The sequence below is a fragment of the Pseudomonas sp. KB_12 genome (assembly GCF_052114545.1).
Lineage (GTDB): Bacteria > Pseudomonadota > Gammaproteobacteria > Pseudomonadales > Pseudomonadaceae > Aquipseudomonas > Aquipseudomonas brassicacearum.
The window spans coordinates 1-22,958 of record NZ_JBFREY010000059.1 but is presented as its reverse complement, the minus strand read 5'-3'; the positions used below and the strand labels follow the sequence as shown (position 1 = coordinate 22,958).

The 22,958-nt window shown below is 63.7% G+C and carries 25 protein-coding genes; 2 read left to right on the top strand and 23 right to left on the bottom strand.

Annotation, left to right across the window (positions count from 1 at the left end; genetic code table 11):
- Positions 1-367: 367 nt before the first annotated feature.
- The 21 genes from AB4Z20_RS27225 to AB4Z20_RS27125 form a co-directional block, all read right to left on the bottom strand.
- Complete coding sequence (locus tag AB4Z20_RS27225; protein WP_258690238.1) at positions 368-814, bottom strand: excinuclease; 447 nt, start codon at positions 812-814, stop codon at positions 368-370.
- A 42-nt stretch (positions 815-856) separates the two neighbouring features.
- Complete coding sequence (locus AB4Z20_RS27220) at positions 857-2,083, bottom strand: beta-ketoacyl-ACP synthase (RefSeq protein WP_253471132.1); 1,227 nt, start codon at positions 2,081-2,083, stop codon at positions 857-859.
- Complete coding sequence (gene fabG, locus AB4Z20_RS27215) at positions 2,083-2,811, bottom strand: 3-oxoacyl-ACP reductase FabG (protein WP_003197011.1); 729 nt, start codon at positions 2,809-2,811, stop codon at positions 2,083-2,085. The genes AB4Z20_RS27220 and fabG overlap by 1 nt, the downstream gene beginning before the upstream one ends.
- Positions 2,808-3,275 carry a hotdog family protein gene (locus AB4Z20_RS27210; protein ID WP_253471134.1) on the bottom strand — a complete coding sequence of 156 codons (468 nt, stop codon included), beginning with the start codon at positions 3,273-3,275 and terminating at the stop codon, positions 2,808-2,810. The genes fabG and AB4Z20_RS27210 overlap by 4 nt, the downstream gene beginning before the upstream one ends.
- The gene (locus AB4Z20_RS27205; protein ID WP_253471136.1) at positions 3,272-4,468 is read right to left on the bottom strand and encodes a beta-ketoacyl-[acyl-carrier-protein] synthase family protein; all 1,197 of its coding nucleotides are present in this window, start codon (positions 4,466-4,468) and stop codon (positions 3,272-3,274) included. Before AB4Z20_RS27205 ends, AB4Z20_RS27210 begins: the two co-directional genes overlap by 4 nt.
- The gene (locus AB4Z20_RS27200; protein WP_253471138.1) at positions 4,465-4,947 is read right to left on the bottom strand and encodes a DUF3261 domain-containing protein; all 483 of its coding nucleotides are present in this window, start codon (positions 4,945-4,947) and stop codon (positions 4,465-4,467) included. The genes AB4Z20_RS27205 and AB4Z20_RS27200 overlap by 4 nt, the downstream gene beginning before the upstream one ends.
- On the bottom strand, positions 4,944-5,672 hold the full coding sequence (locus tag AB4Z20_RS27195; protein ID WP_442091099.1) for a class I SAM-dependent methyltransferase: 729 nt from the start codon (positions 5,670-5,672) through the stop codon (positions 4,944-4,946). The genes AB4Z20_RS27200 and AB4Z20_RS27195 overlap by 4 nt, the downstream gene beginning before the upstream one ends.
- A gap of 10 nt (positions 5,673-5,682) precedes the next feature.
- The gene (locus tag AB4Z20_RS27190; RefSeq protein ID WP_253471142.1) at positions 5,683-6,930 is read right to left on the bottom strand and encodes an NAD(P)/FAD-dependent oxidoreductase; all 1,248 of its coding nucleotides are present in this window, start codon (positions 6,928-6,930) and stop codon (positions 5,683-5,685) included.
- On the bottom strand, positions 6,917-8,074 hold the full coding sequence (locus AB4Z20_RS27185; RefSeq protein ID WP_320389804.1) for a sodium:proton antiporter: 1,158 nt from the start codon (positions 8,072-8,074) through the stop codon (positions 6,917-6,919). The genes AB4Z20_RS27190 and AB4Z20_RS27185 overlap by 14 nt, the downstream gene beginning before the upstream one ends.
- Positions 8,071-10,410 carry an MMPL family transporter gene (locus AB4Z20_RS27180; RefSeq protein WP_442091097.1) on the bottom strand — a complete coding sequence of 780 codons (2,340 nt, stop codon included), beginning with the start codon at positions 10,408-10,410 and terminating at the stop codon, positions 8,071-8,073. Before AB4Z20_RS27180 ends, AB4Z20_RS27185 begins: the two co-directional genes overlap by 4 nt.
- A complete protein-coding gene (locus AB4Z20_RS27175) occupies positions 10,394-10,987 on the bottom strand; it encodes an outer membrane lipoprotein carrier protein LolA (RefSeq protein WP_214511525.1) in 594 nt (197 codons plus the stop codon). The genes AB4Z20_RS27180 and AB4Z20_RS27175 overlap by 17 nt, the downstream gene beginning before the upstream one ends.
- Positions 10,984-11,409, bottom strand: a complete 426-nt coding sequence (locus AB4Z20_RS27170) for an acyl-CoA thioesterase (RefSeq protein WP_176688744.1) — start codon at positions 11,407-11,409, stop codon at positions 10,984-10,986. The genes AB4Z20_RS27175 and AB4Z20_RS27170 overlap by 4 nt, the downstream gene beginning before the upstream one ends.
- Positions 11,402-12,946 (bottom strand): HAL/PAL/TAL family ammonia-lyase, encoded by a 1,545-nt coding sequence (locus tag AB4Z20_RS27165; protein ID WP_214511524.1) that lies wholly within the window; start codon positions 12,944-12,946, stop codon positions 11,402-11,404. The genes AB4Z20_RS27170 and AB4Z20_RS27165 overlap by 8 nt, the downstream gene beginning before the upstream one ends.
- Positions 12,927-13,871 (bottom strand): LpxL/LpxP family acyltransferase, encoded by a 945-nt coding sequence (locus AB4Z20_RS27160; RefSeq protein WP_253471150.1) that lies wholly within the window; start codon positions 13,869-13,871, stop codon positions 12,927-12,929. Before AB4Z20_RS27160 ends, AB4Z20_RS27165 begins: the two co-directional genes overlap by 20 nt.
- Entirely contained in the window at positions 13,868-14,602 is a 735-nt protein-coding gene (locus tag AB4Z20_RS27155; protein WP_253471152.1) for a glycosyltransferase family 2 protein, read from the bottom strand. The genes AB4Z20_RS27160 and AB4Z20_RS27155 overlap by 4 nt, the downstream gene beginning before the upstream one ends.
- Before the next feature lie 194 nt (positions 14,603-14,796).
- Positions 14,797-16,476, bottom strand: a complete 1,680-nt coding sequence (locus AB4Z20_RS27150) for an AMP-binding protein (protein ID WP_253471154.1) — start codon at positions 16,474-16,476, stop codon at positions 14,797-14,799.
- Positions 16,473-17,018, bottom strand: a complete 546-nt coding sequence (locus tag AB4Z20_RS27145; RefSeq protein ID WP_253471156.1) for a hypothetical protein — start codon at positions 17,016-17,018, stop codon at positions 16,473-16,475. Before AB4Z20_RS27145 ends, AB4Z20_RS27150 begins: the two co-directional genes overlap by 4 nt.
- Positions 17,015-17,269: an acyl carrier protein gene (locus AB4Z20_RS27140; RefSeq protein WP_214511519.1), complete on the bottom strand. Its 255-nt coding sequence runs from the start codon at positions 17,267-17,269 to the stop codon at positions 17,015-17,017. Before AB4Z20_RS27140 ends, AB4Z20_RS27145 begins: the two co-directional genes overlap by 4 nt.
- Positions 17,270-17,278: 9 nt before the next feature.
- On the bottom strand, positions 17,279-17,536 hold the full coding sequence (locus AB4Z20_RS27135) for a phosphopantetheine-binding protein (protein ID WP_014336216.1): 258 nt from the start codon (positions 17,534-17,536) through the stop codon (positions 17,279-17,281).
- A complete protein-coding gene (locus tag AB4Z20_RS27130; RefSeq protein ID WP_253471158.1) occupies positions 17,517-18,326 on the bottom strand; it encodes a lysophospholipid acyltransferase family protein in 810 nt (269 codons plus the stop codon). The genes AB4Z20_RS27135 and AB4Z20_RS27130 overlap by 20 nt, the downstream gene beginning before the upstream one ends.
- On the bottom strand, positions 18,302-19,021 hold the full coding sequence (locus AB4Z20_RS27125; protein ID WP_013692103.1) for a beta-ketoacyl synthase chain length factor: 720 nt from the start codon (positions 19,019-19,021) through the stop codon (positions 18,302-18,304). Before AB4Z20_RS27125 ends, AB4Z20_RS27130 begins: the two co-directional genes overlap by 25 nt.
- A 359-nt stretch (positions 19,022-19,380) precedes the next feature.
- On the opposite strand from AB4Z20_RS27125, the gene AB4Z20_RS27120 reads away from it, so the two are divergent.
- Positions 19,381-20,151 (top strand): ParA family protein, encoded by a 771-nt coding sequence (locus AB4Z20_RS27120; protein ID WP_003197050.1) that lies wholly within the window; start codon positions 19,381-19,383, stop codon positions 20,149-20,151.
- 136 nt (positions 20,152-20,287) lie between these two features.
- On the opposite strand, the gene trxC is transcribed toward AB4Z20_RS27120, so the two are convergent.
- A complete protein-coding gene (gene trxC, locus AB4Z20_RS27115) occupies positions 20,288-20,710 on the bottom strand; it encodes a thioredoxin TrxC (protein ID WP_253471160.1) in 423 nt (140 codons plus the stop codon).
- Between the two features lie 171 nt (positions 20,711-20,881).
- Positions 20,882-21,508, bottom strand: a complete 627-nt coding sequence (gene ycaC / locus AB4Z20_RS27110; RefSeq protein WP_014336221.1) for an isochorismate family cysteine hydrolase YcaC — start codon at positions 21,506-21,508, stop codon at positions 20,882-20,884.
- Between the two features lie 205 nt (positions 21,509-21,713).
- Here ycaC and AB4Z20_RS27105 point away from each other — a divergent pair, with 205 nt between their 5' ends.
- Complete coding sequence (locus AB4Z20_RS27105; protein ID WP_253478381.1) at positions 21,714-22,619, top strand: LysR substrate-binding domain-containing protein; 906 nt, start codon at positions 21,714-21,716, stop codon at positions 22,617-22,619.
- The last annotated feature ends 339 nt before the right edge of the window (positions 22,620-22,958 follow it).

Genomic DNA, 22,958 nt, shown 5'->3' with positions numbered 1-22,958 from the left:
GCGAGCAAGCTCGCTCCCACAGTGGATCGTTGGTGTTTGTAATATCTGGGTACACCACCCAACCCTGTGGGAGCCGAGCTTGCTCGCGATGACGGCGGCACAGCCAACATCACCGGCGCTGACCCACCGCTATCGCGAGCAGGCTCGCTTCCGCAGTGGATCTTTGGTGTTTGCAATATCTGGGTACACCATCAAGCCCAGTGGGAGCTGAGCTTGCTCGCGATGGCATCGCCTGGGTCTATCCGCTAGACCGAGGTGTTTGCATCGCGGGCAAGCCTTGCTCCCACAAGCTCAGCTCCCACATGAGGGTGTTTGATGGCCTGGCATTAGTCGTCAGGCATCTCTAATGGCTCAACAGGCGCTTTTTTTATTGCACCTTCGCCAAATCCCCTTTCAACGCAACACCCGCCATGATCGCGCCGGCGTGGCATTCGTAGGTGGTGGAGTCCTTGCGTTCGTTGCTCTTGTAGAAGCTGACGATGTTGGTGACGGCGTTGGCGCCGGCGTTCTTGGCGGCCTGGTGCAGGCTGATCAGGGCTGATTGCAGGACCCATTCGCAGGCTACTTCATCGGATTTGTTGAAGGCGTTGGTTTTCTTGTTGGTCACCGCGCCAGGGCTGACCACGGTGACGTTGCCGGCTGGTTTGTTGCCGGCCAGGTAGAACTTCACGCTGCCGTCGATTTTGCCGGTGCGGATGGCTTCGGCGACGACTTTGTCGAACGGCAGGAACAGCGCGGTATCACGGGCCTGGCTGAGGCTTGGCAGGGTGCTGAGCAACAGGGCGGCGGTCACAGCGATTTTTTTCAACGACATCATGGTCTCCTTGACGAGGGGCAGCAGGGTTTTGAATCCGATTCAGTGCCAGCGGCGGAAAATCAGCGAGGTGTTGACCCCACCAAAGGCGAAGTTGTTGTTCATCACGTATTCGTTGCTCATCGACCTGAACTCGTTACGCAGGTAATCGAGCTTGCCACATTGGGGATCAACCTGATCGAGGTTGAAGGTGTGCACGTAGAGGTCGCGGTTCATCATTTCGATGCTGAACCAGGACTCCAGCGCCCCGCAGGCACCCAGGGTGTGGCCGAGGAAACTCTTCTGTGAGCTGATGGGCATGTGTTCGCCGAACAGGCTGCTGGTGGCCAGGGTTTCGGCAATGTCGCCCTGTTCGGTGGCGGTGCCGTGGCCGTTGACGTATCCGATGGCCGAAGGTTCGAGGCCGGCATCTTCCAGGGCCAGTTCCATGGCCCGGCGCATGGTGAGCAGTTCGGGGCGGGTGGCGTGCTGGCCGTCGGCGTTGCTGCCAAAGCCGACGATCTCGGCATGGATCCGTGCGCCACGGGCCAGGGCGTGTTCCAGTTCTTCAAGCACGAGCATGCCGGCGCCTTCACCGATCACCAAACCGTCGCGGTCCTTGTCGTAGGGGCGCGGGCTGGTTTGCGGTGCTTCGTTTTTCAGGCTGGTGGCGTAGAGCGCATCGAAGACCATCGCTTCGGTCGGGCACAGCTCTTCGGCGCCACCGGCGAGCATCAACGGCAGGCGCCCGAACTTGATGGCCTCGTAGGCATAGCCGATGCCATGGCTGCCGCTGGTGCAGGCACTGGAGGTGGGGATCAGGCGCCCGGTCAGGCCGAAGAAGATGCTGATATTGGCCGCCGTGGTGTGGGGCATCATCCGCACGTAGGAGTTGGCGTTCAGCCCTTCGGCCACGCTGTTGAGCAGCATGTTGCCAAAGGCCTTGATCTCGTCGGTGCTGCCGGTGGACGAACCGCAGGACACGCCCATGCGCCCGTCCTTGATCGACTCGTCGCCCAGCAGGCCGGCGTCGGTCAGGGCCCGTTCCGCCGACGCGACCGCCAGGCGCGAAACCCGGCCCATGCTGCGCAGTTGCTTGCGGGTCCAGTGGGCCGGGACCTGGAAGTCGTCGATGGGCCCGGCCAGGCGGGTGTTCAGTTCGGTGAAACGGTCCCACTCATCCATGCGCCGGATGCCGCTGCGGTTGGCGGCGAAGTTGGCGGCAATGGTCTCCCAGTCGCTGCCTATGGAGGTGATACCGGCCATGCCGGTGACGACGACGCGCTTCATCAGCACAAGCCTCCGTTGACGGCCAAGACCTGCCGGGTGATGTAGCCGGCTTCGGCGGACATCAGGAAATTCACCGCACCCGCCACTTCTTCCGGGGTGCCCATGCGCTGGGCGGGGATCATCTTCATCAGTTCTTCCACGGGTACGTTTTCATCGAGCATGGCGGTGTCGATCAGGCCTGGCGCGACGCAATTGACGGTGATCTTGCGCTTGCCCAGCTCGATTGCCAACGCCTTGGCCGCGCCGATCAAACCGGCCTTCGAGGCGCTGTAGTTGACCTGGCCGCGATTGCCGATCAGTCCGGAAACCGAGGTGATGCAGACGATCCGTCCAGCGGCGCGACGACGGATCATCGGCATCATCACCGGATGCAGCACGTTGTAGAAACCGTCGAGGTTGGTGCGCATCACCACATCCCAGTCGTCTTCGCTCAGGGCCGGGAAGGCACCGTCGCGGGTCAGGCCGGCGTTGAGCACCACGCCGTAATAGGCGCCGTGGGTTTCGACATCGGCTTCGAGAATGGCCTTGCACGCGGCACGGTCGGCCACGTCGAATTGCAGCACCCGGGCGTTGCGGCCCAGGGCCTGGATTTGCGCCTGGACCGTCTCGGCCTCGGCGCGGCCGCTGCGGCAGTGCAGCACGATGTCGTGCCCGGCCTGGGCCAGGCGCAGGGCGATGGCGCGGCCGATGCCACGGCTGGAGCCGGTGACCAGTACGGATTCAGTCATGACGGGTTTCCTGTTGCGGACGGTTCATGAAGGTAATGGGCGGCCTGGGGCGGACGGAATACGTTGAGCCGGGCCGTGGCATGGATGCCGGGGGCGTGGATGTGGCATTCGAACACGCCCATGCCGTTGTCGTCTTCCAGGGAGCGCACGCCATGGATGGTCAGTTCGGTGCCGGCGGGAAAACACTCGACGTTGCATTCGAACTTGCGGGTGCCGAGCAAAAAGCCCAGGGCCACGGCATCACCCCGTTGGCGTGCATGGCAACCGGCAAAGGCGGCGACGCTTTGGGCCATCAGCTCGATGCCGACCCAAGCCGGCAGCGCGCCATCGTCGCGGTTGAACAAACCGCCGGGCTTGACGGTGACATGGGTATGGATCTGTTCGTCATCGAACGACAGGATCCGGTCGATGAGGATCATGTCGCCGGCATGGGGCAGCAGTTCGGCGAGCGGCCAGTCAATCATGGGGCGTCTCCGATAATCAGGCTGGCGTTGTTGCCGCCGAAGGCAAATGAATTGCTCATCAGGCGGCGCGGGGTGGCCGGGTTCAGGCGGGTGGTGGCGGTGACCCAGTCCAGCGCCGGCAGCGCCGGATCGGCCTGGCCGTCCCAGACATGCGGCGGCAGGGCCAGGGCAGTGTTTTCTGCGCTCAGGGCCAGCCAGCAGAACGCCGCTTCCAGCGCCCCGGCCGCGCCGAGGGTATGGCCGGTCATGGGCTTGGTGGACGAGCAGGGCACGCCCGCCGGAAACAGCCCGGCCACCGCTTGGCTTTCCATGGCGTCATTGTGTTGCGTGGCGGTGCCGTGCAGGTTCAGGTAGTCGATCTGGCTGGCCTCGAGGCCGGCGCAACGCAGGGCCTTTTCCATGGCCTGGCGAGCGCCGCGACCACTGGGTTCAGGTGCGGAAATATGGTGGGCATCGGAACTGGCACCGTCGCCGAGCAAGGCAATCGGTGTCCCGTCGCCTGGCGTCTTGGTCATGAGGAACAGCACGGCTGCTTCGCCAATGTTGATGCCGCTGCGGTTCACCGAAAACGGATTGCAGCGTTCGTTCGACACCGCTTCCAGTGCGGAAAAACCGTTGAGGGTCAGTTTGCACAGGCTGTCCACGCCACCGCACAGCACGGCATCGCACAGGCCCAGGTCGAGCAGGCGCCGGGCGCTCATCAAGGCGCGGGCGCTGGAGGTGCAGGCCGTGGAAATCACGTAGGACGGGCCGCTCAGGCCGAGCCAGTCGGAAAGAAAGTTGGCCGGCGCGCTGAGTTCCTGTTGCTGGTAGTCGTAGCCGTCGGGGAAGTGTTGCTCGCGCAGGTAATGGGCAATGCCCTGGCTGGCCTCATCGATCCCCGAAGTGCTGGTGCCCAACACGATGCCGATGCGGGCGCGACCGTAGGTCTGGATGGCCTGGTCGATCTCGGCGCGAATCTGCAGCCCGGCTTCCAGCAGCAGTTGATTGTTGCGGCTGCGGTGCGCCAACAGGGGTGGGGGAATGGGGGCGAGTTCACCCGGCACCGCGGCAACCGGCAACGTACGTTCGGCGACCCAGCCGTCCTTGATACGCACGCCCGAGCAGTCGCCGGCAAACAGGTTGCGCGCGACGCTGTGCTTGTCGCGGCCCAGGGCACAGATCACCCCGAGGGCATTCAAATAGGCGGTCATGGGGCGTTCTCGGTCAACGGTGTGATGCGGTAGCGGGGGCCTTGGGGCAGGCTCATTTCAAAGTCCAGCGGCTGCGTATAGCGCACCTGCCAGCGACTATCGAGGGTCCGTTGCGACGCCTGTTGCCGGGCGGCCGGGTAGTTGTCGGGCAGTTCGGCTTCGGGGGTCAGGGCGAACAACAGCGCGGCGAACAATTCCCGGGCCTCGGCATTGGGCGGCAGCAGGCCGTCAGCCTGCCACTGGCCCGCGACCAGGCGCTGGCGGGCCACGGGAATGCCCAGCGGGTCCATCATCGACCAACGGATGCCGGCGTCTTCGCGCTGGATCACCAGCAGCCAGTCCTGGCGTTGGCCGGCCATTGTCCGCTCGATGTGCAGTTGCATCGGCAAGGCCAGGGTTGGCGTGCGCTCGGGCAGCGGCGCATGGCTGGCGCAGGCACTGAGCAGCAACAGGCAGCCGATAAGCAGGGCACGAATCATCCGATGGCCCCTTCGACGGGCTTGCGAGCCACCACATTGACCAGGGTTTCCTCTCGCTCGCCGAACGGTTTGGCACGGCGCAGGCCAAAACGCTCCAGCAAGCCGAAGTCCTTGGCGCGGCTCCACCACAGGTACGGGTAGGAGACGTTGCGGGCTTCGAACTGGAAACCCTGCCCACGGATCATCTCCAGGTATTGCGCGGCACTTTTCTGCACGTGCATGGGATGACGGAACAGCCAGCGGATCACCCAGGTATCGATGTAGGCCTCGGTGGATTCGGCGAACATCAGGTAACCACCGGGCTTGAGTACGCGGTAGAACTCGGCGAGGGCTTTTTCCTGCTCCACCAGGTGATGGAAGGTCTGGTGGCAGAACAGCAGGTCGACGCTACCATCCGGCACCGCCAACGTTGCGCAGTCGCTGCCGATCAGTTCCACGGTCATGTCCTGGCGCGTGGCTTCCTCCCGGCTCAGGTCCAGGCTGTGGGGGTCGGCATCCACCCCGATCAGGCGTTGTGGCGCGAACACCTGGCGCAGGTACTGGAATGATTTGCCCTGGCCGCAGCCAGCGTCGAGCAGCACCGGGTTGGCCGGCGGCGCGGTGCTGAACAGGCTGCGCAGGTCGTTGATCGCCACGCGCAACACATGGTGCTGCCAGGTGTGGCTGCGCAGGAACCAGAAACCGAAGCGGGTTTCTTCGACGTAGTTGTCGCTCAGGTAGCTCATGGTTGCTGACTCATGACGTCGGGCTCGCGCAGATTTCCGAGAGCATGCGCAGGCGCCGCTTGGGTTCGCTGACAAACGGGTTGCGCTGATCCCAGGCGTAGCCGGCCAGGATCGAGCTGATCATGCGGCGGATGTCGTCCGAGCCTTCGGTGTAGAAAATCACGTCCTGGAAGGTGCCGGCGTACCAGCCCTCGACATAGCAGCGGAAGGTGTCGACGCCGCGCTTGAGCGGCTCGGCAAACTCGCTTTGCCAATCCACGCTTTCACCTTGCAACTGACGGTGGAGCACGTCGGCGGCCATGCTCGCCGAACGCATGGCAATGGTCACGCCGGAAGAGAACACCGGGTCGAGGAATTCCGCAGCGTTGCCCAGCAGGGCGAAGCCTGGGCCGTGCAGGGTCTTGACGTTGGCCGAGTAGCCGCCGATGGTCCGCGCCGGGGTGTCCCACACGGCGTTCTGCAGCACGCCGGCCAGGCTTTGGGTTTCATCGATGAAACCGCGCAGGCAGGCATCGAGATCGTCGGTGCGGCCGGCGAAATGTTCCGCCGCCGCGACCACGCCCACCGAGCAGCGCCCGCCGCTGAACGGAATGGTCCAGAACCACACGTCGCGTTTGCTCGGGTGGGTGGTGATCAGAATCTTTTCTCGATCGAACGCCGGGGCGTCGATGCGATCCTCGATGTGCGTGAACACCGCCTGGCGCACCGGGAAATTCGACGGGGCTTCAAGGTCCAGCAGGCGCGGCAGGACTCGGCCATAGCCGCTGGCATCGAGCACGAAGTCGGCCTCGACACAGTACTCGCTGCCATCTTCGCGCTGCACGCCCAGTTGTGGTTTGGCGAGGCTGAAGTCGGCGCGGGTGATCGCCTGGCCGTAGCGGATTTCCACGCCTTGCAAGGCGGCCTGGTCGGCCAGCAACTTGTCGAAGTCGGCGCGTTGTACCTGGAAGGTCGTGGGCTTGCCGTTGCTGAAGGTATCGCCGAAATCGAAGGCGCTGTAGCGCTCGCCCCAGGCAAAGGCGGCGCCGTTCTTGCGCTGGAACCCGGCGGCATTCACCGCGTCGAGCATGCCAGCTTCTTCGACGAAATCCAGGCAATGGGACAACAGGCTCTCACCGATGGAGAACCGGGGGAAATGCTGGCGCTCGATGACCAGCACATCGTGGCCCTTGCGCTTGAGCAGCGCGGCGGCGATGGCGCCGGAAGGGCCTGCGCCGATGATGACGACCTGTCGATGTTCCATTTCAACTGTTGGCACTGGAGCTCCTGGCCGGGACGGCAATCGAGGGAATACGGTGGAAACCGGTCACGGCCGGCAGCAATGTGGCGATCAGCCCCATCAGCATCAGCGTGAAATACAACGCGGGGCTGATGAGCTGTTGTTGCAAGAGCAGATTGAGGAAGACGATTTCACTCAAGCCGCGAATGTTCAGCAGGATACTTTCGCGCCAGCGACTGGCGCCGGCGAATGACGCGGCGGCCCAACCCAGGCCCAGCCAGTTGCCCAGCAGTTTGCTGGCAATGGGCAACAGCAGCAACGCCGTCAATTGCACCCAGTCGAGGCTGCTCATGGCGCTGTGGACGTCGATCTGCACAATGCCGAACGTGAGGATCAGCGGGATCGCCAGGTACGTCTGCAAGCCCTGCATCCAGGCGATATTGAGCGGCAGCCTCAAGGGCACTTTGAGCGCGGCCATGCACAGCAGATAACCAATGCCGACGATCAGTGCATTGAGCCGATAGTGCTCGGCCACCACCAGCAGGGCAAAAAACACACCGCTGTACAGCAACGGTTGGCGCAGGCCAACCAGGCGCAACAGCAGCGGCACGCAGGCGCCGGCCAACGGCAACAGCAGGCTGCCCAGGTGGAGACTGCCCTGAGCCAGGCCGAACAGGCTCCAGCAGGCCAGGTCGATCAGGATCGCCGTTTGCACCAGTCGCCGAGTGGCGGCGGGTGGGTAATCGATGTGACGCAGGTACAGGTACAGCACCGGGATCGCCGTGATCGCAAACAGCAGTCCCACCGCCAGGGAGCTGATCCAGGGCTGGGGCGGCAGCAGCCAGAACGCTGTCGCCAGGCCGCAGGCGAACGGAACGGCGAAGCTTGGCAGGGCGATTTTCACGCTCTGGCGGTCCAGGCGCAGGTCGATCACGTCGCTGAGGATGTGCCCCAGCAACAGCGCGAACGCGAGGCTGTAGAGGTTCTTCAGCCACACCGGCGACACCAGTTGCGCGCCGCTGAGCTGCCAGCCCGGCTCGATCCAGAAATACATCAGCAGCGGCAGGCCGAAGGTCGCCAGCAACAACTGGCTGACAATCGGGATCAACCCGACGCGAGCACCCAGGCGTGTGGCGACTGCGAACAGCCCCAGGGCCATGAGCCAGAACAGCAGGGGCATCATTGGGCGGGCTCCGCGACCGTCGCCGCGTGGGCTTGATGTCCGGCCCACGGCGCCAACAGGAAGCTGAAGGCCAGCCCCAGGCTCACCGCCAGGCCGAAGTTACTCACCGCCGGTGTGCTGGACAGCGCCAGCAGGCCGAACGACAGCCAGGTGGTGACCGCCGCCAGGAACGTGCCCAGCAGGCTCACGGCCGCGCCGCCGATCTGCTCGCGCATCAGGATCGCGTAGTCGACGCCGATGGCCGTCACCAGCAACAGGCCGAACAGGCTGAACAAGGTCAGTGGCTGCCCCAGCCAGCCGAGACTCGCCAGGCTGCACAGTGCGGCCAGCAACGGCAATGCCACGATGCGCAAGGCGCCGCCGACGCCAAACGGCCAGATCAGCACCAGCACAATCAGCACGCAGGAGGCCAGTTTCAACTCGGCGGCGCTGACCTGCGTGGCGGCGAAGACTTGGTTGAGGTCGCCCAGGCGATCCACCAGTTGTACGCCTGGCAGATCCACCGCCTGTACCCGCAGCAGCGTCGCATCATTCAAACCTTGCAAGCTGACCACCGCTGCGACGCCTTGCGCTGTTGATCCGAGCCAGAGTGTGCGATACGGCTCGGACAACGGACCGACCAGCGCGGCGTCAATGTCGGTCACTGGCAGGGCCTGTAGTTGCGCCAGCTCTGCTTGCAGCGCAGCGACCGGGACGCCCAGGTCCAGCAGTGGTTGCCAGAAGGCTGGCAAGCGGGCCAGGGCCTCACGCACTTTCTGTTGTTCGGCGGGCGGGCTGACCAGTTGGTTCAGCGACAGGTAGCCCTGGAGCTTTTCCAGGCCGATCAACTGATCCAGCCGCTCGTTGAGGGCGGTCTGGCGCTCCAGCAGTTGGGACTGATCGTCGGCGCGGATCAGGAAGAACTGGCTGGTGGGCTGGAAACCGGTGATGCGCGCGATGTCGCGGGCTTCGTCGGTAAGGTGCTGGGGCGTGCCGATCCACTGGCGGATGTCGTTTTTCGTGGTCAGGTGCCAGAGCCCACCTGCGCAGAACGTCAGCAACAACATCAGCAGGACCGGCGTGCGTACCCGTTTCAGCAGGGCTTCGCGGGCGTTGAGCAGGTATTGGCAGATATGGAGCGGCCATTGGGCGGGACGCAACTCTGCGCCCTTGAGCAGCGCCGGTAGCAGGCAGACGGCGCTCAGGTAGGCGCCGACCAGCCCGGCGGCGGAAAATATCGCGATCTGGGTCAGGGCCGGGAAGGGCGTCCAGGCCAGGGCCAGGTAGCCGATGCAGGTGGTCACAAGGCTCAGGCTCAGCCCCGGCAGGGTCAGGCGCAAGGCCGGCCAGCTGCGCCATGGCTTCAGGCTCCAGCTCTTGGACAGGTAGTGCAACGGGTAATCCACGGCCACGCCAATCAGGCTGGAACCCAGGACGAGGGTCATGACATGCATGCGGCCAAACAAGGCCACGCAGGCCACCGCGCCAAACAGCACGCCCACCAGTACCGGCACGAACGCCAGCCATACGCGCAGGCGCCGGAAGGCCAGCAACAGCAGCAGCAAGATGCCGACGGTCGCGCCACCGCCGACCCAGGTGATTTCCCGCGACGCCTGTTGCTGGCCGCTGGCGGCGTACAGCAGGCCGCTGGCCGCCAGCAGTTGACCTTGGGCCTGGCTCGCCTGGTCGCGGCTGTGTTGCAGCAGCTCGGCCACTTGCAGCGGCAGGTTCATGTCGAAGGCGTTGCCCTGGGCGCGGGCCCGCAGCATCACCCAGCTTTTACCGTCGGCATCGGCGACCAGTGCACCGCTGCCGATGTCGAACTTTATCGCGCCGCGTTGTGGCTGGCTGTTCTGGATGCGCCCGGTCAGGCCCAGCCAGTCGTCCTGGTTCGGCACCAGGCTGAAGCCGCTGAACGGGTCGAACAGGGCCTGCACCCGTTGTTGAATGTACGCCTGGGGCTGCTCGATCAATTGCTGCCGGTCTGCCGCCGAGAGCATCGCCAGCCGTCCGTTGAGCAATTGCGCGCGCAGCGCCGGCAAGTCGGCCTGCAACGTCCACTGCACCTTGTCGAACAGACCGCTGGCCTGCCATTGCTCGCCGAGGGTTTGCGCCAGGGCGATGGCTTGCTGGCGATCGGTGTGACCGACCAGCACCAGCATCTCGCGGTTGAGCGGCTCCTGCATGCGTTGTTCGGCGACGAGCTCCAGGGCATCGGGCGACGTGCCCGGCACCAGCTCCATGAGATTGGCCGACAGCGGCGCGCCGTTGCGCCATTGCCAACCGGCGAGCGCGAGCACTGCCAGCAGCAGGATCAGGAACAGCCGGGGCAGCATCCGTTCACTCGGCAAAATCATGTTGCTCCGCTTCGCTCAAGGGTTGTGCGCTGTTGCTGTCCTGCATGCGCAGCACGGTACTGTCGCCTTGGGTTTCCAGCAGTTCGATGCGCTGCACCAGTTCGCCGCCGTCGATGTTGATCTGGTTGAAAACCTGTTTGAGCAGCACCGAGCGCGGGGTCAGGGTGAGCTTCCATTGTTGCGGCTCGCCCGACAGGCTCAGTTCGAAATCCCGTTGCAAGCCACTGCTGTCGCCCTGCAATACCGCCAGGAACAAGCGGTTCTGCTCGGCGCCGGCGCTCTTGTTCGGCAGCATCTGCCAGGCGTTGCCATCCCGTCGGGCGATGCCCTGGGCGGTGATGCGGTAATCCTGTTGCAGCGGGGTTTGCAGCAGCCACAGCAGCCCGTGGTTTTTCGCCAGCACGAAGCGTCCCTTGCTGGTGAGGGGCTGGGGCAGGGCGCGCAGGTGTTTTTCCTGGATGAACTGCCCGTGGATCACCTCCGGGCGGGCCAGTTGGTCGCTCAACTGTTGCAAGTCGAACGCCTGGGCCAGGGGCGCCAGGCAGCACAGCAACAGCCAGACTGACAGGCGCTTCATGGCAGTTTCCTTTCCACGGCTTGAACAAAGACCCGGGGCGAGGCCAGCAGCATTTCGCGACTGGCGAGGTCCACGGCCACTTGCACCGAACTGGCACGGGTCAAGCGCTCGCCCGTGGTTGCGTCGCTGATCAGGTAATTGATCTTCAGCCGGTTTTCCCACTCCACCAGGCTCGCGCGCACGGTCAGGGCCTGGCCGAACACGGCACTGCGCACGTAGCGCAGTTGCAGGTCGATGATCGGCCATGCGTGGCCGGATTCGAGCATGTCGTTGTAGTTGTGGCCGATCAGATCGAGCAAGGCGCAGCGGGCCACTTCCAGATATTTGACGTAGTGGCCGTGCCAGACCACGTTCATCGAATCGACATCGAAAAATGGCACCACGATCTGCGTGTCGACGTGCAAAACACCTTGGTTACGCATGCAGCCTCCAGTGTTGGTCGGCGATGCGTTGCAGGCACAGGCGCAGCTCGCCTTCCAGGGCGCGGTCCTCGATCACCGGCGGGAAATCCTCGGCCAGTTGCTCGTGCATGGCGGCCAGGGCCGGCGGCAGCGGGCGGGCGTCTTCGGCACGGCTGCGCAGCCACACGCCCTGGTTGGCGGCCAGCAAGGTCGCGGCGGCGACTTGTTCGGTCAGCTCCAGTACGCGGATCGCATCGCGGGCGGCGATGGTGCCCATGCTCACCTTGTCCTGGTTGTGGCACTCGGTGGAGCGCGAGAACACGCTGGCCGGCATGGTGTTTTTCAGGGCTTCGGCGGTCCAGGCACTGGTGCCGATCTGCACGGCCTTGAAGCCATGGTTGAGCATCGCCCGCTCGGCGCTGGCGCCGGACAAGTTGCTTGGCAGTCCATGGTTGTAGCGCTCGTCCACCAGCAGCGCGAGCTGGCGATCCAGCAAGTCGGCGACGTTGGCCACCAGGTTCTTCAGGCTGTCCATGGCGAAGGCGATATGCCCGCCATAGAAATGCCCACCGTGCAGCACGCGCTCGGCTTCGGCGTCGATGATCGGGTTGTCGTTGGCACTGTTGAGTTCGGTTTCGATGAACGCGCGCAGCCAGCCCAGGCTGTCGGCCAATACCCCAAGCACATGGGGCGCGCAGCGCAGGGAATAGCGATCCTGGAGGCGATGCAGCGGCGCGGTTGGGGCGTCGATCGCCAGGTCCTTGCGCAGCCACGCGGCGACTTGCATCTGCCCCGGGTGCGGCTTGGTGGCGAACAGGCGTTCGTCGAAGTGTTCCGGGTTGCCTTGCAGGGCGACGACGTTCAGCGCGGTGATGCGCGTCGCCAGTTGCAGCAGGTAGTCGGCGCGGGCGAAGGCCAGGCAGGCCAGGCCGGTCATCACGGCGGTGCCGTTCATCAGCGCCAGGGCCTCCTTGGGCCGCAGCACCAGCGGGGTCCAGCCCAGTTCGCGGTGCACATCAGCGGCCAATCGTTGTTCGCCACGGAACATCACTTCCCGTTCGCCGGACAGCGTGGCGGCGACATAGGACAGCGGCGTCAGGTCGCCGCTGGCGCCCACCGAGCCTTCTTCCGGAATCAGCGGCAGGATGTCGTGTTCGAGAAAGGCCTGGAGGCGTTCCAGCAGTTCCACCCGCACCCCGGACACGCCGTGGCACAGCGACTGCAGACGCGCCGCCAGCACCGCACGGGTGGCCTGGGCGTCGAGCAGCTTGCCCAGGCCGCAGCCGTGGAACGTGTACAGGTGACGCGGCAGGGCCTCGACGTGGTGCAACGGCACGGCCACCACGCAGGAGTCGCCGTAACCGGTGGTCACGCCGTAGATAACGCCTTCCTTGTCCAGCAAGGAATCGAGGAATTGCGCACCCTTGGCGATGCGCTGGCGGAACGCCGGGTCATCCTGCAACTGCGTCGGTGCCTGACGGTTGGCCAGGGCCAGCACATCTTCGATGCGCAAGGGGCGTTCGCCGAAGGTTACCGGCTCAAGAGTGGGCATCGTCATCGGTCTTCCAGAAAGGGTAAAAGTTGAACCACTGTTGGGGGCCCTGGAGGCAGTACTGCGCCAGGCGCTCGGCGTAGCGGCCAGCCCAGTGGGCGATCACTTGCTCGCGGTCGTTGCGTTTCCACACCACGGCATCGGCGAAGGGTTCGAGGGTGATGCGATAGCGCCCCTCGTGCTTGAGGCACATCAGCAGGTTGACTGGGCATTTCAGCAGGCCGGCCAGCAGCCAGGGGCCTTGGGGGAATGCGGCCGCAAGCCCCATGAAGTCCACGGTCACGCTGCGTCCGCCGTGCAGCGGTACGCGGTCGCCGGCAATCGCCAGCCACTCGCCGCGCTCCAGGCGCTCGCTCAACTGCAACATGATCACCGGGTTCAGCTCGCTGACCTGGATCAGCCGCAGGTGCGTGGCACCGGCTTCGCCCAGCAAGCGATTGAACTGCTCGGCGTGCTTGGTGTGCACCAGCACATTCATGGTGACTTTCTCACCCAGCTCGGCCAGGGCCCGGCACATTTCCAGGTTGCCCAGGTGAGCGCCCACCAGCATTTGCCCGCGGGTGTCTCGCAAGTGATTGCGCAGCAGCGCCTTATCGACGATTTCGATCTGGTCGATGCTCAGCTTGCCGTTCCAGACGTCGAGTTTGTCCAGCAGGGAGTCGGCAAACGCCATGAATTGGCCGAACACCCGCCAGCGGGTTGGGCGCAGCTCGGGACGTGCGCTCCAGTCGGCCAGGCGCTGCTGATATTGCCAGGCCGCCTGGCGGGCGCTGCGGCCAAAAATGAAGAAGTACAGGACGATGCCGTACAGCACCGGGGTCAGCAAGCGCCGGCCGAGCACCTTGGCGGCGACTGCGGTGAGTTTCATCAGCCAGAAACTGCCGCGCTCCTGGCGGTCGGCCCAATGTTGCTTGTCTTCCTGAAGGCTCATGCCCGCCACCGTCGCCAGAGAATCAGGGGGAAACGCACGAGCATGCCGAAGAATAGCCGGGTGTGCATGCTGGAAATCAGCACGTTGTCGTGGAACAGGCGAAAGTGCGAGACCCCGTCCAGGGGGTAATGCACCCGCGTGTGCAACCAGTGCATTGGCTGATTGCGCCAGGCCAGGCGCACGAGGATGTCCGAATCGAAATCCATGCGCTTGCCGATATTGGCCGAGTCGATCAGCGCCAGGGTCGGTGCCAGGGGATAGACCCGAAAGCCGCACATGGAATCGCGGATTTGCAGGGACAGGCTGTTGATCCAGACCATCACGTGGGTCAGGTAGCGCGCGTACAGACGACCTTTCGGCACACTGGCGTCGTAGCGCGGATAACCACAGATCACCGCGTCCGGGTGGGCACGGGATTGTTCGATGAAGGCTTTCACGTCGCCAAGATCGTGCTGCCCGTCGGCGTCCACCTGCAATGCGTGGCTGAAACCCAGGCGCGAAGCCTCGCGCAGGCCAGTCATCACCGCGCCGCCCTTGCCCTGGTTGACCGCCAGCCTGACCAGATGAACCCGCTCGCCCTCGGCCAGCCGATCGAGCACGGCGGCACACGCCGGGTTGCTGGCGTCATCCACCAGCACGCAGGGCAGTCCGTTGGCGAGCAACGCCTGGACCACCGCCGAGATGGCGGTTTCGTGGTTGTAGACCGGAATGACGGCGCAGGGGTTATGCATGTTTTCTGCCCTCCACAAATCCATTGTGGCGAGGGAGCTTGCTCCCGCCGTAGGAGCTGCCGGAGGCTGCGATCTTTTGATCTTTCGCTTTGGACTCAATTGCTAGGGACAAGATCGCAGCCTCGTTGCACTCGACAGCTCCTATGCAGCCCAGCGGGAGCAAGCTCCCTCGCCACAGTGATCTGTGCAGATGTCTAGGCATTGTTTTCCCCCAACACAATCCGCCCACTGGAGCAGGCCGCCGTGTCATTGCGGTAGGCGAAGTACAGCTTGCCGCGCTCGCGGTCGAAGCGCAGGTGCAGTTGGATTTCATCGCCGGGGCGCACCAGTTGCTGGAACTTGAGCACTTCCATGCCGACGAACCGGGGCGGCAGGTCCAGCAATTGCCGGCCCAGGCTCAAGGCCCAATCGACCTGCACCACGCCCGGCAGTACCGGCGCGGTGGGGAAGTGGCCGCTGAAGTACACCAGGTCTGGCGGCACCACCAGTTGCAGGCTCCACTCACCGTCGGTTTCGACGTGTTCCAACACTTCGGGAGCCTTGGGCCGTGGCGCCATAAGTAGCGCCTCGACCTCGGCCTGGGGCAGCTTGCCCTGGGCGTTGAGCGGCAACTGCCGCAGCCAGCGCCAGCGCCGTGGCAGGGCGAGGGTTTCGCAATGTTCGCTCAGGTGCCGACGCAGGCCCTCGGTAACGGCGCGCCGGCCCTGGTTGCGCAAGGCCCGCAGGCCCGCGTCGCTCAGCACCAGCAGCGCGCCGAGGGAGGCACGATTCTCCTGCACCACCCCCAGCCGCGCTTCGCTGACCCAGTCGTGGGCCACCAGCGCTTGTTCGAGCATCGGCAGGGAGATGCGTTTTTCTTCGAGCTTGACGATACGGTCCAGTCGCCCGAGGAGCTCAAAGCGCCCATCTTCGGCGATTCGTGCCGCGTCGGCGGTGTGTTCCACATGCCCGGCCGGCAGATAGGGCGAAGCGATCAGCAAGGCGCCGTCGCTGTCCTGGCTCAGCTCGACGTCGGCAAAGGGTTGCCACAATCCGCCATCCTGGCGCCAGGCAATGCCGCCGGTTTCCGAACTGCCGAAAATTTCCGTCGGCCATTGCCCCAGGCGCTGCTGCAAGCTTTGCGCAGCTTCGGGGGGCAAGGCGCCGCCAGAGGAGAACACCCGGCGCACGCAGCTCAAGGCCGGCCAATCGAGGTTATCGCCCATGCGCTTGAGCAGCGCCGGGCTGGCGACCCAGGCGAAGGCCGGTTGCTCGCGGCTGGCACGTTGCAGGTCTTCCGGGAAGGCCAATTGCCGACGCACGAACGCACGCCCTGCGCACAGCGGCCACAGCACCCGGAACAGCAACCCGTAGATGTGCTGGGTCGCAACGCTGCCGATCATGCAGGCCGGGCCCAGGTCGGCGCCCCACAGGTGTTCCAGGGCCTGGACCTCGTTGCTTAACTGGCGCAGGGTTTTCTCGATGCGTTTGGGCTCGCCGCTGGAGCCGGAGGTGCACAGGCTCAGCCAGCAGTGATCGAGGTCCAGTTCGGCGGCGTCCATCGGCGCTTGTTGCAGGTCGCCGGGATGCGTATCGCCGGGCTGATCGGTCAGCCACAGGTCCACGTCCGCCGCCCAGCGCTGGCGTGTCTGCGCTTGCAGGTCGGCGGGAAGCAGGACCCGGACTCCGGCGCGCCAGGCCCCGAGCAGGGCGACGGCCAGGTCGGCGGCATCTTCCAGGTGCACCGCCACATGCCGCACGCCCCGGGCTTGCAGGCCGGCCGCCAGGCGCAACGCCGCGTCCCGCAGTTGCGAGTGATTCAGCGCCGGATCGACCGCAACGGTGCGTTCCGGTTGAATCTTGAACAGCATCTGCTCAAGTGTTATCCAATTCATGGGCGGCCTCTTACCCGTTGTCGTATGAGCCATTCAATGGCAAACAGCAGCCCCATCAATCCGTAGGAAATCAGGCCGGTGTACAACATCCACCAGCTCAGCGGCGCCCAGAGGGTCAGGGCGGCGGCGAGCAAACCGTTACATAGGAAAAACACACTCCAGGCCACCGTGACCTGGCGCGTATACACCACCGCCTTGGCCGGCAACTGCGGTTCGCGCAGGCGGGCCAGGCGTTCGACCATCGGCGGGCCGTATTTCAGGCTCAGCACGAACAGCCCGAGCATGAACACGCTGATCAGCACCGGGTACCAGCGCAGCAGGAGCGGGCTGTCGAACAGCGCGAGCAATATGCAAAACACGATTGCCGTGGCCGCCATCCAGCGGCTGCCGGCCCCACCTTTGCCAAGCAACGCCCGGGCCAGCCACAGGCTGCCCAGCAGCAGCCCGAACTGCCACGGGGCAAAGTGCTCCATGCCGAAATACACCGCAAAGGGGTAGAGCAGGCCCGCCAGCAGCAGGCCGAGGCCAATCAGCCGGGTCATGCGGCCGGTTGGACCAGTCGATAAACCGCCTCGACCACGTCATTGACGGTGCGCACCGACTTGAATTCTTCGGCGGCGATTTTCTTGCCGGTCTGACGCTTGATATGGTCGATCAGGTCGACCGCATCGATGCTGTCGATTTCCAGGTCCTGGTACAGGTTCGATTCCAGCGTCACAGACTCAGGGTCCAGCTCGAAAAGCTCGACCAGAGCATCGCGCAGGGTGTGGAAAATATCGTCACGAGTTTGCATGATCCGGTCTCAGGGGCGTTTTGCAGTGACGAAGGCCGCAAGGCTTGCCACATTGCTGAAATGGTTACGGGTGTCCTTGGCGTCGGCATCGATCTTGATGCCGTACTCCTTCTGGATCGCCAGGCCTAGCTCCAGGGCATCCACCGAGTCCAGGCCCAGGCCTTCGCCGAACAGAGTCTGGTGGTCGCCAATGTCGTCGATGCCGATGTCTTCCAGGCCGAGGGCGTCGATGATCAGCTGTTTGATGTCACGGTGCAGATCGCTCATCTTCGGCGAGCTCCTTGATGTAATAGTGATGCAAAAAATCGTTGAGCCTGCGCGAAGCCTGGGGAGGCGGGCCGAGCGCGGCGAACGCCTGTGGGTCTATATCGGCCCCGACATGAAAACTGAAGTGCACACGGCGTTGGGGGATGCGATACCAGGGTTCAGCCTTGGTCAGGGTCGTGGGGCAGACCTTGATCGTGACGGGTGTGAGGATTTTCGCACCCCGCAGGGCGATGGCCGCCGCCCCCCGATGAAAGGCCGGCACCTGGCCTGGCTGGGTGCGCGTCCCTTCGGGGAAGACGATCAACGTCTGGCCCTCTTGCAAGGCGTCGCTGGCGGCATCGAGCATGTCCATGCTGCCGTCGTTGCTGATGTATTGGGTCGAATGCAGTGGGCCCCGGGTAAAGGGGTTGTCCCAGAGGCTTTGCTTGACCACGCAGTTGGCGTCGCGCACCAGCCCGATCAGGAACACCACGTCGATCAGCGACGGGTGGTTGGCAATGATCATCTGCCCGGGGCGGCCGAGTCGTTCGGCGCCATCGATCTGATAGGTGAGCACGCCGGTACGGGCCATGAACCGAATAAAGAACCAGAACAACCGCCCGACCGTGCGGCGCGCCCTTTGGCGGTGGGCCTGGGCATCGCCGGGCCACCAGGCCAGCAACGGGAACACCAGCAAACGCAGGCACAGCCCGCCCAGCCCGAACAGGACGAAGCTTGCGGCGGTCGCGATCAGGCGCCAGTAATAGGCGTCGCGATGTTTACCCGTCACCGGTTGCGTTGCCAGGTCCATACACGATTCTTCCAGGCATGTTGGCAGGTGGTTTTGTCGTCCAGCAGCGTACGCAATAGATCCAGGGCATGGGGCCAGTCGCTGCCAGGCGATTGGCCGGCCTGCGCGCACAGATCCAATTGCCAGTCATCGCCCGGGGTCAGCAGCAGGCCCATGGCATAGGGAAACGGCACGTCATCGACCCATGGTGCATAGACTTGCGGAGGTTGCTCTTCGGTGATCACCAGCAGCACCGCAGGCGATCCTTCGTTCAACAGCGCGACGGCCTCCAGCACGCCGTGTTCCAACCCGTCGCCGGTAGCGGCCAGGGCGGTCATTTCGCTGGTTTCGCCGCGCATGATCGACCACAGGCCAATCACCGCGTTGTGCACCGACAGGCTGAATTGGGTCGGCGACAAGGGCTGGTCGGCTGCCAGGTCCTTGAGAATCTCAAAAGTGCGCGGGGTTTCGCCGTGGCGGGAAATAAAGACCAACGGTAGGTCCGGCCGGCCCTCGGCCAACGGCCAGCCAACACTGAAGGCCATCCGCGCCAGGCGGCTGAGGCGCCGGCGCTGCATGGCCGGCAGGAACGAAACGTCAGGGGCGGCATCGCTGGCCGGCAATACGACCGGCTGTCGGCTCCATGCCTGCCAATCGTCCACGCTTTCGAGCCCAGGGGCCCATGCGCGCCATTGGGCGATATTGAAATTGATCACAAACTTCACCCCACCCCTGCGGGCTTTTATTGTCACGGTTCAGTGGTTTGACCCGCGTCCAACCCTGCATGGCCTTGCGACCCAAGTGGCGCGCATTATCCCGGTGCGATTGGCTTGTAGCAAATACTGGTTACATTTTGCCCAGCGAAATGTACGAGTTGGTCCGCTCAAGGCCAGGCTTTGACCATTGTCGCGATCATCATGAGCCTGTCTGTCGGTTGTTTCTGTCACGGTCTGGGCGAATTGACGCCTGAATCGTTGGAAAAGCCACTGTTGCTGTAGTCCATCTACGCAGAAGGTAGCTAAGCGGTGTCGCTGCCTACTACACTCGGGAATCTTTGATACACGGAGGTTTTGACATGCGGCGTGTGGTGTTCAATCAGAAAGGTGGCGTGGGCAAGTCCAGCATCGCCTGCAATCTGGCGGCAGTCAGCGCCAGCGAGGGCTATCGCACGCTGTTGGTAGACCTGGATGCCCAGGCCAACTCCACTCAATACCTGACTGGCTTGACCGGCGATGACATTCCCATGGGCATTGCCGATTTCTTCAAGCAAACCCTGTCGTCCGGGCCGTTCTCGAAAAAGAACAAGGTGGATATCTACGAAACGCCGTTCGACAACCTGCACGTAATCACCGCCACGGCGGAACTGACGGATCTGCAGCCCAAGCTTGAGGCCAAGCACAAGATCAACAAGCTGCGCAAACTGCTGGAAGAGCTGGAGGAAGATTACGACCGGATTTACCTGGACACCCCGCCAGCACTGAATTTCTATGCGGTTTCAGCATTGATCGCCGCCGATCGGGTGCTGATCCCCTTCGATTGCGACAGCTTCTCCAGACAGGCGTTGTATGGACTGCTGGCGGAAATCGAAGAGCTCAAGGACGACCATAACGAAGGCCTGGAAGTCGAAGGCATCGTGGTCAACCAGTTTCAGGCCCGGGCCAGCCTGCCACAGCAGATTCTCGACGAACTGATCGCCGAAGGGCTGCCGGTATTGCCGGTGTACCTGAGCAGTTCGGTGCGCATGCGCGAATCCCACCAGGCCAGCCTGCCGCTGATCCACCTCGACCCACGGCACAAGCTGACCCTGCAGTTCATGGAGCTGCATAGCCTGCTGGAAAGCGCCTGAATCTGACCTGTGCAAAACCAATGTGGGAGCAACTGTGTGGGAGCAGGGCTTGCCCGCGATGAAAACGCCGCGGTCTCTTGAGGACGGCGGCGTCTGTATCGCGAGCAAGCTTTGCTCCCACAGTTATCTCATGGCTTCAAATCCCCTCGCTGCGCAACCAAGCCATCAACTGCGGCAACGGCAGCGCCCCACTCTGGCGCGCCACTTCCCGGCCGTTCTTGAACAGGATCAGGCTAGGAATCGAGCGGATCCCCAACTGCGCCGATAATTGCTGGTTGGCCTCGCTGTCGAGCTTGGCCAACCGGCATTTGCCCGCCAGTTGCGCGGCGGCTTGTTCGAACACGGGCGCGAAGGACTTGCACGGCCCACACCAATCGGCCCATACATCCACCAGCAATGGCAGGTCGCCTTTGATCTGGCTGGCGTAGTCGCCTTGCTTGAGTTCGAACGGCTTGCTCAATAACACCTGGGCCTTGCAGCGCCCGCACTTGGGCTGGTCGCCCAGGCGTTCGGCGGGTATGCGATTGAGCCCGTTGCAATGGGGGCAGGGGATCAGCATCAGGTCAGTCTCCAGAAAATCATTGGCACAGATTGAACACTATATAGAAACCACCACAAAAACCTGTGGGAGCGAGCTTGCTCGCGATGGCGGTGGACCAGTCAATGCTGCATCGACTGTCATGTCGCTATCGCGAGCGAGCTCGCTCCCACAGGGGTTACGCGTTGCTGATTATTTGGCGTTGGTCAGCGTGTTGTAGCTGGTCATCAGGTTGCGGTAGTCCGGGATGTGGTTGGAGAACAAGGTCGCCAGCCCTTCCACGTCGTTGCGCCAGTCGCGGTGCAGTTCACAAGCCAGGCCGAACCAGGTCATCAGCTGCGCCCCGGAGGACGACATGCGGTCCCAGGCCGATTGACGGGTCAGCTCGTTGAACGTGCCGGACGCATCGGTGACCACGAACACTTCGAAGCCTTCGGCCAGGGCCGACAGTGCCGGGAAGGCCACGCAGACTTCAGTCACCACGCCAGCGATGATCAGTTGCTTCTTGCCGGTGGCCTTGATCGCCTTGACGAAATCTTCGTTGTCCCAGGCATTGATCTGGCCAGGGCGAGCGATGTACGGCGCGTCCGGGAACAGGCTCTTGAGCTCGGGCATCAAGGGGCCGTTGGGGCCGGTTTCGAAGCTGGTGGTGAGGATGGTCGGCAGTTGGAAGTACTTCGCCAGGTCAGCCAGGGCCAGCACGTTGTTCTTGAAGCGGTCCGGGTCGATGTCGCGTACCAGGGACAGCAGGCCGGCTTGGTGGTCCACCAGCAGGACGGCGGCGTTATCTTTGTCGAGACGGTTGTAGGAAGTGGTCATGGCGTAGCCCTCATTAAGTTTTGGTTGCCGAAGGTTTCGGCGTGGTTAAGGTTTTTAATGTCGGTGTTGCGATTATTCGGTGACTCATCTGGCCGAAGCGCCGGTTTGAATCCGTGTTGCGTTTCGATGGGTGTAGATTAAAACTGGCACCTTTGATGCGCTAGACTGCAAAAATCCGCCTTAGCGTTCTATTTGGAGAACGATCATCGAAGACCTCAACACGCTTTACTACTTCACCCAGGTGGTCGAGCACCGCGGTTTCGCCGCTGCGGGCCGAGCGCTGGACATGCCAAAGTCCAAGCTCAGCCGGCGTATCGCCCAGTTGGAAGATCGGCTCGGGGTACGCTTGCTCCATCGCAGCAGCCGCCACTGCACGTTGACGGAGATCGGCCAGGCCTATTACCAGCGTTGCCTGGCGATGCGGGTCGAGGCCGAGAGCGCGGCAGAGGTGATCGAGCGCAACCGTTCCGAGCCCCAGGGGCTGGTGCGCATCAGTTGCCCGACGGCGCTGCTCAACAGTTGGGTCGGGCCGATGCTGACCCGCTACATGCTCAAGTACCCGCGGGTGGAGTTGTTCATCGAGAGCACCAACCGCCGGGTGGACCTGATCCATGAAGGGTTCGATATCGCCTTGCGGGTACGCTTTCCGCCGCTGGAAAACACCGACATGGTCATGAAAGTGCTGAGCAACAGCACCCAGTGCCTGGTGGGCAGCCCGGCGTTCCTGGAGCGCTTGTCTTCCCCGGCGTCCCCGGCAGACCTCAACGGCTTGCCCAGCGTGCACTGGGGGGCGGCGCAGCGTGAATACCAGTGGGAGTTGTTCGGCCCGGACGGCACCCGCGCACTGATCCGCCATGAACCGCGCATGGTCACCGACGATCTGCTGGCCCTGCGTCACGCCGTGTTGGCCGGCATTGGCATCGCCCACCTGCCCACCGTGGTGGTGCGCGAAGACATAGCGGCCGGCCGGCTGGTGGAACTGGTGCCGGGCTGGACGCCCAAGTGCGGGATCGTCCATGCGATCTTTGCTTCACGACGCGGGTTGCTGCCGTCGGTGCGTACGCTGATTGATTTTCTGGCCGAGGAATTCAGCCAGAGTGATATGGCTTAGCGTGGAGGCCGCTATGCCAGCGTATTTCCCTTGTGTGGGTTTGCTTGCGGTGGTGGCCTGATAGTTGGTCGGGGTTTTTGACTGGGTACACATCCATTGTTGCGGTAACGGCGGCTTATGGTTCCGCTCTTACAGCGGGTCACTTTCGAAAAGCCCGGAAGCCGGCCCAGTCGAAAGTAACCAAAGCGCTTTTGCCCCACCACTCGGTGCCTCGCTTAGGCTCGGCATGCCCTCACTCCGGCATTGCTCCGTGGGCCCGCCGCGAAGGGCCATCCATGGCCCAGCGCGGCTATCCCGGCATCCATGCCGGGATGCCCACTGCGCAATGCCTGCGTTCGG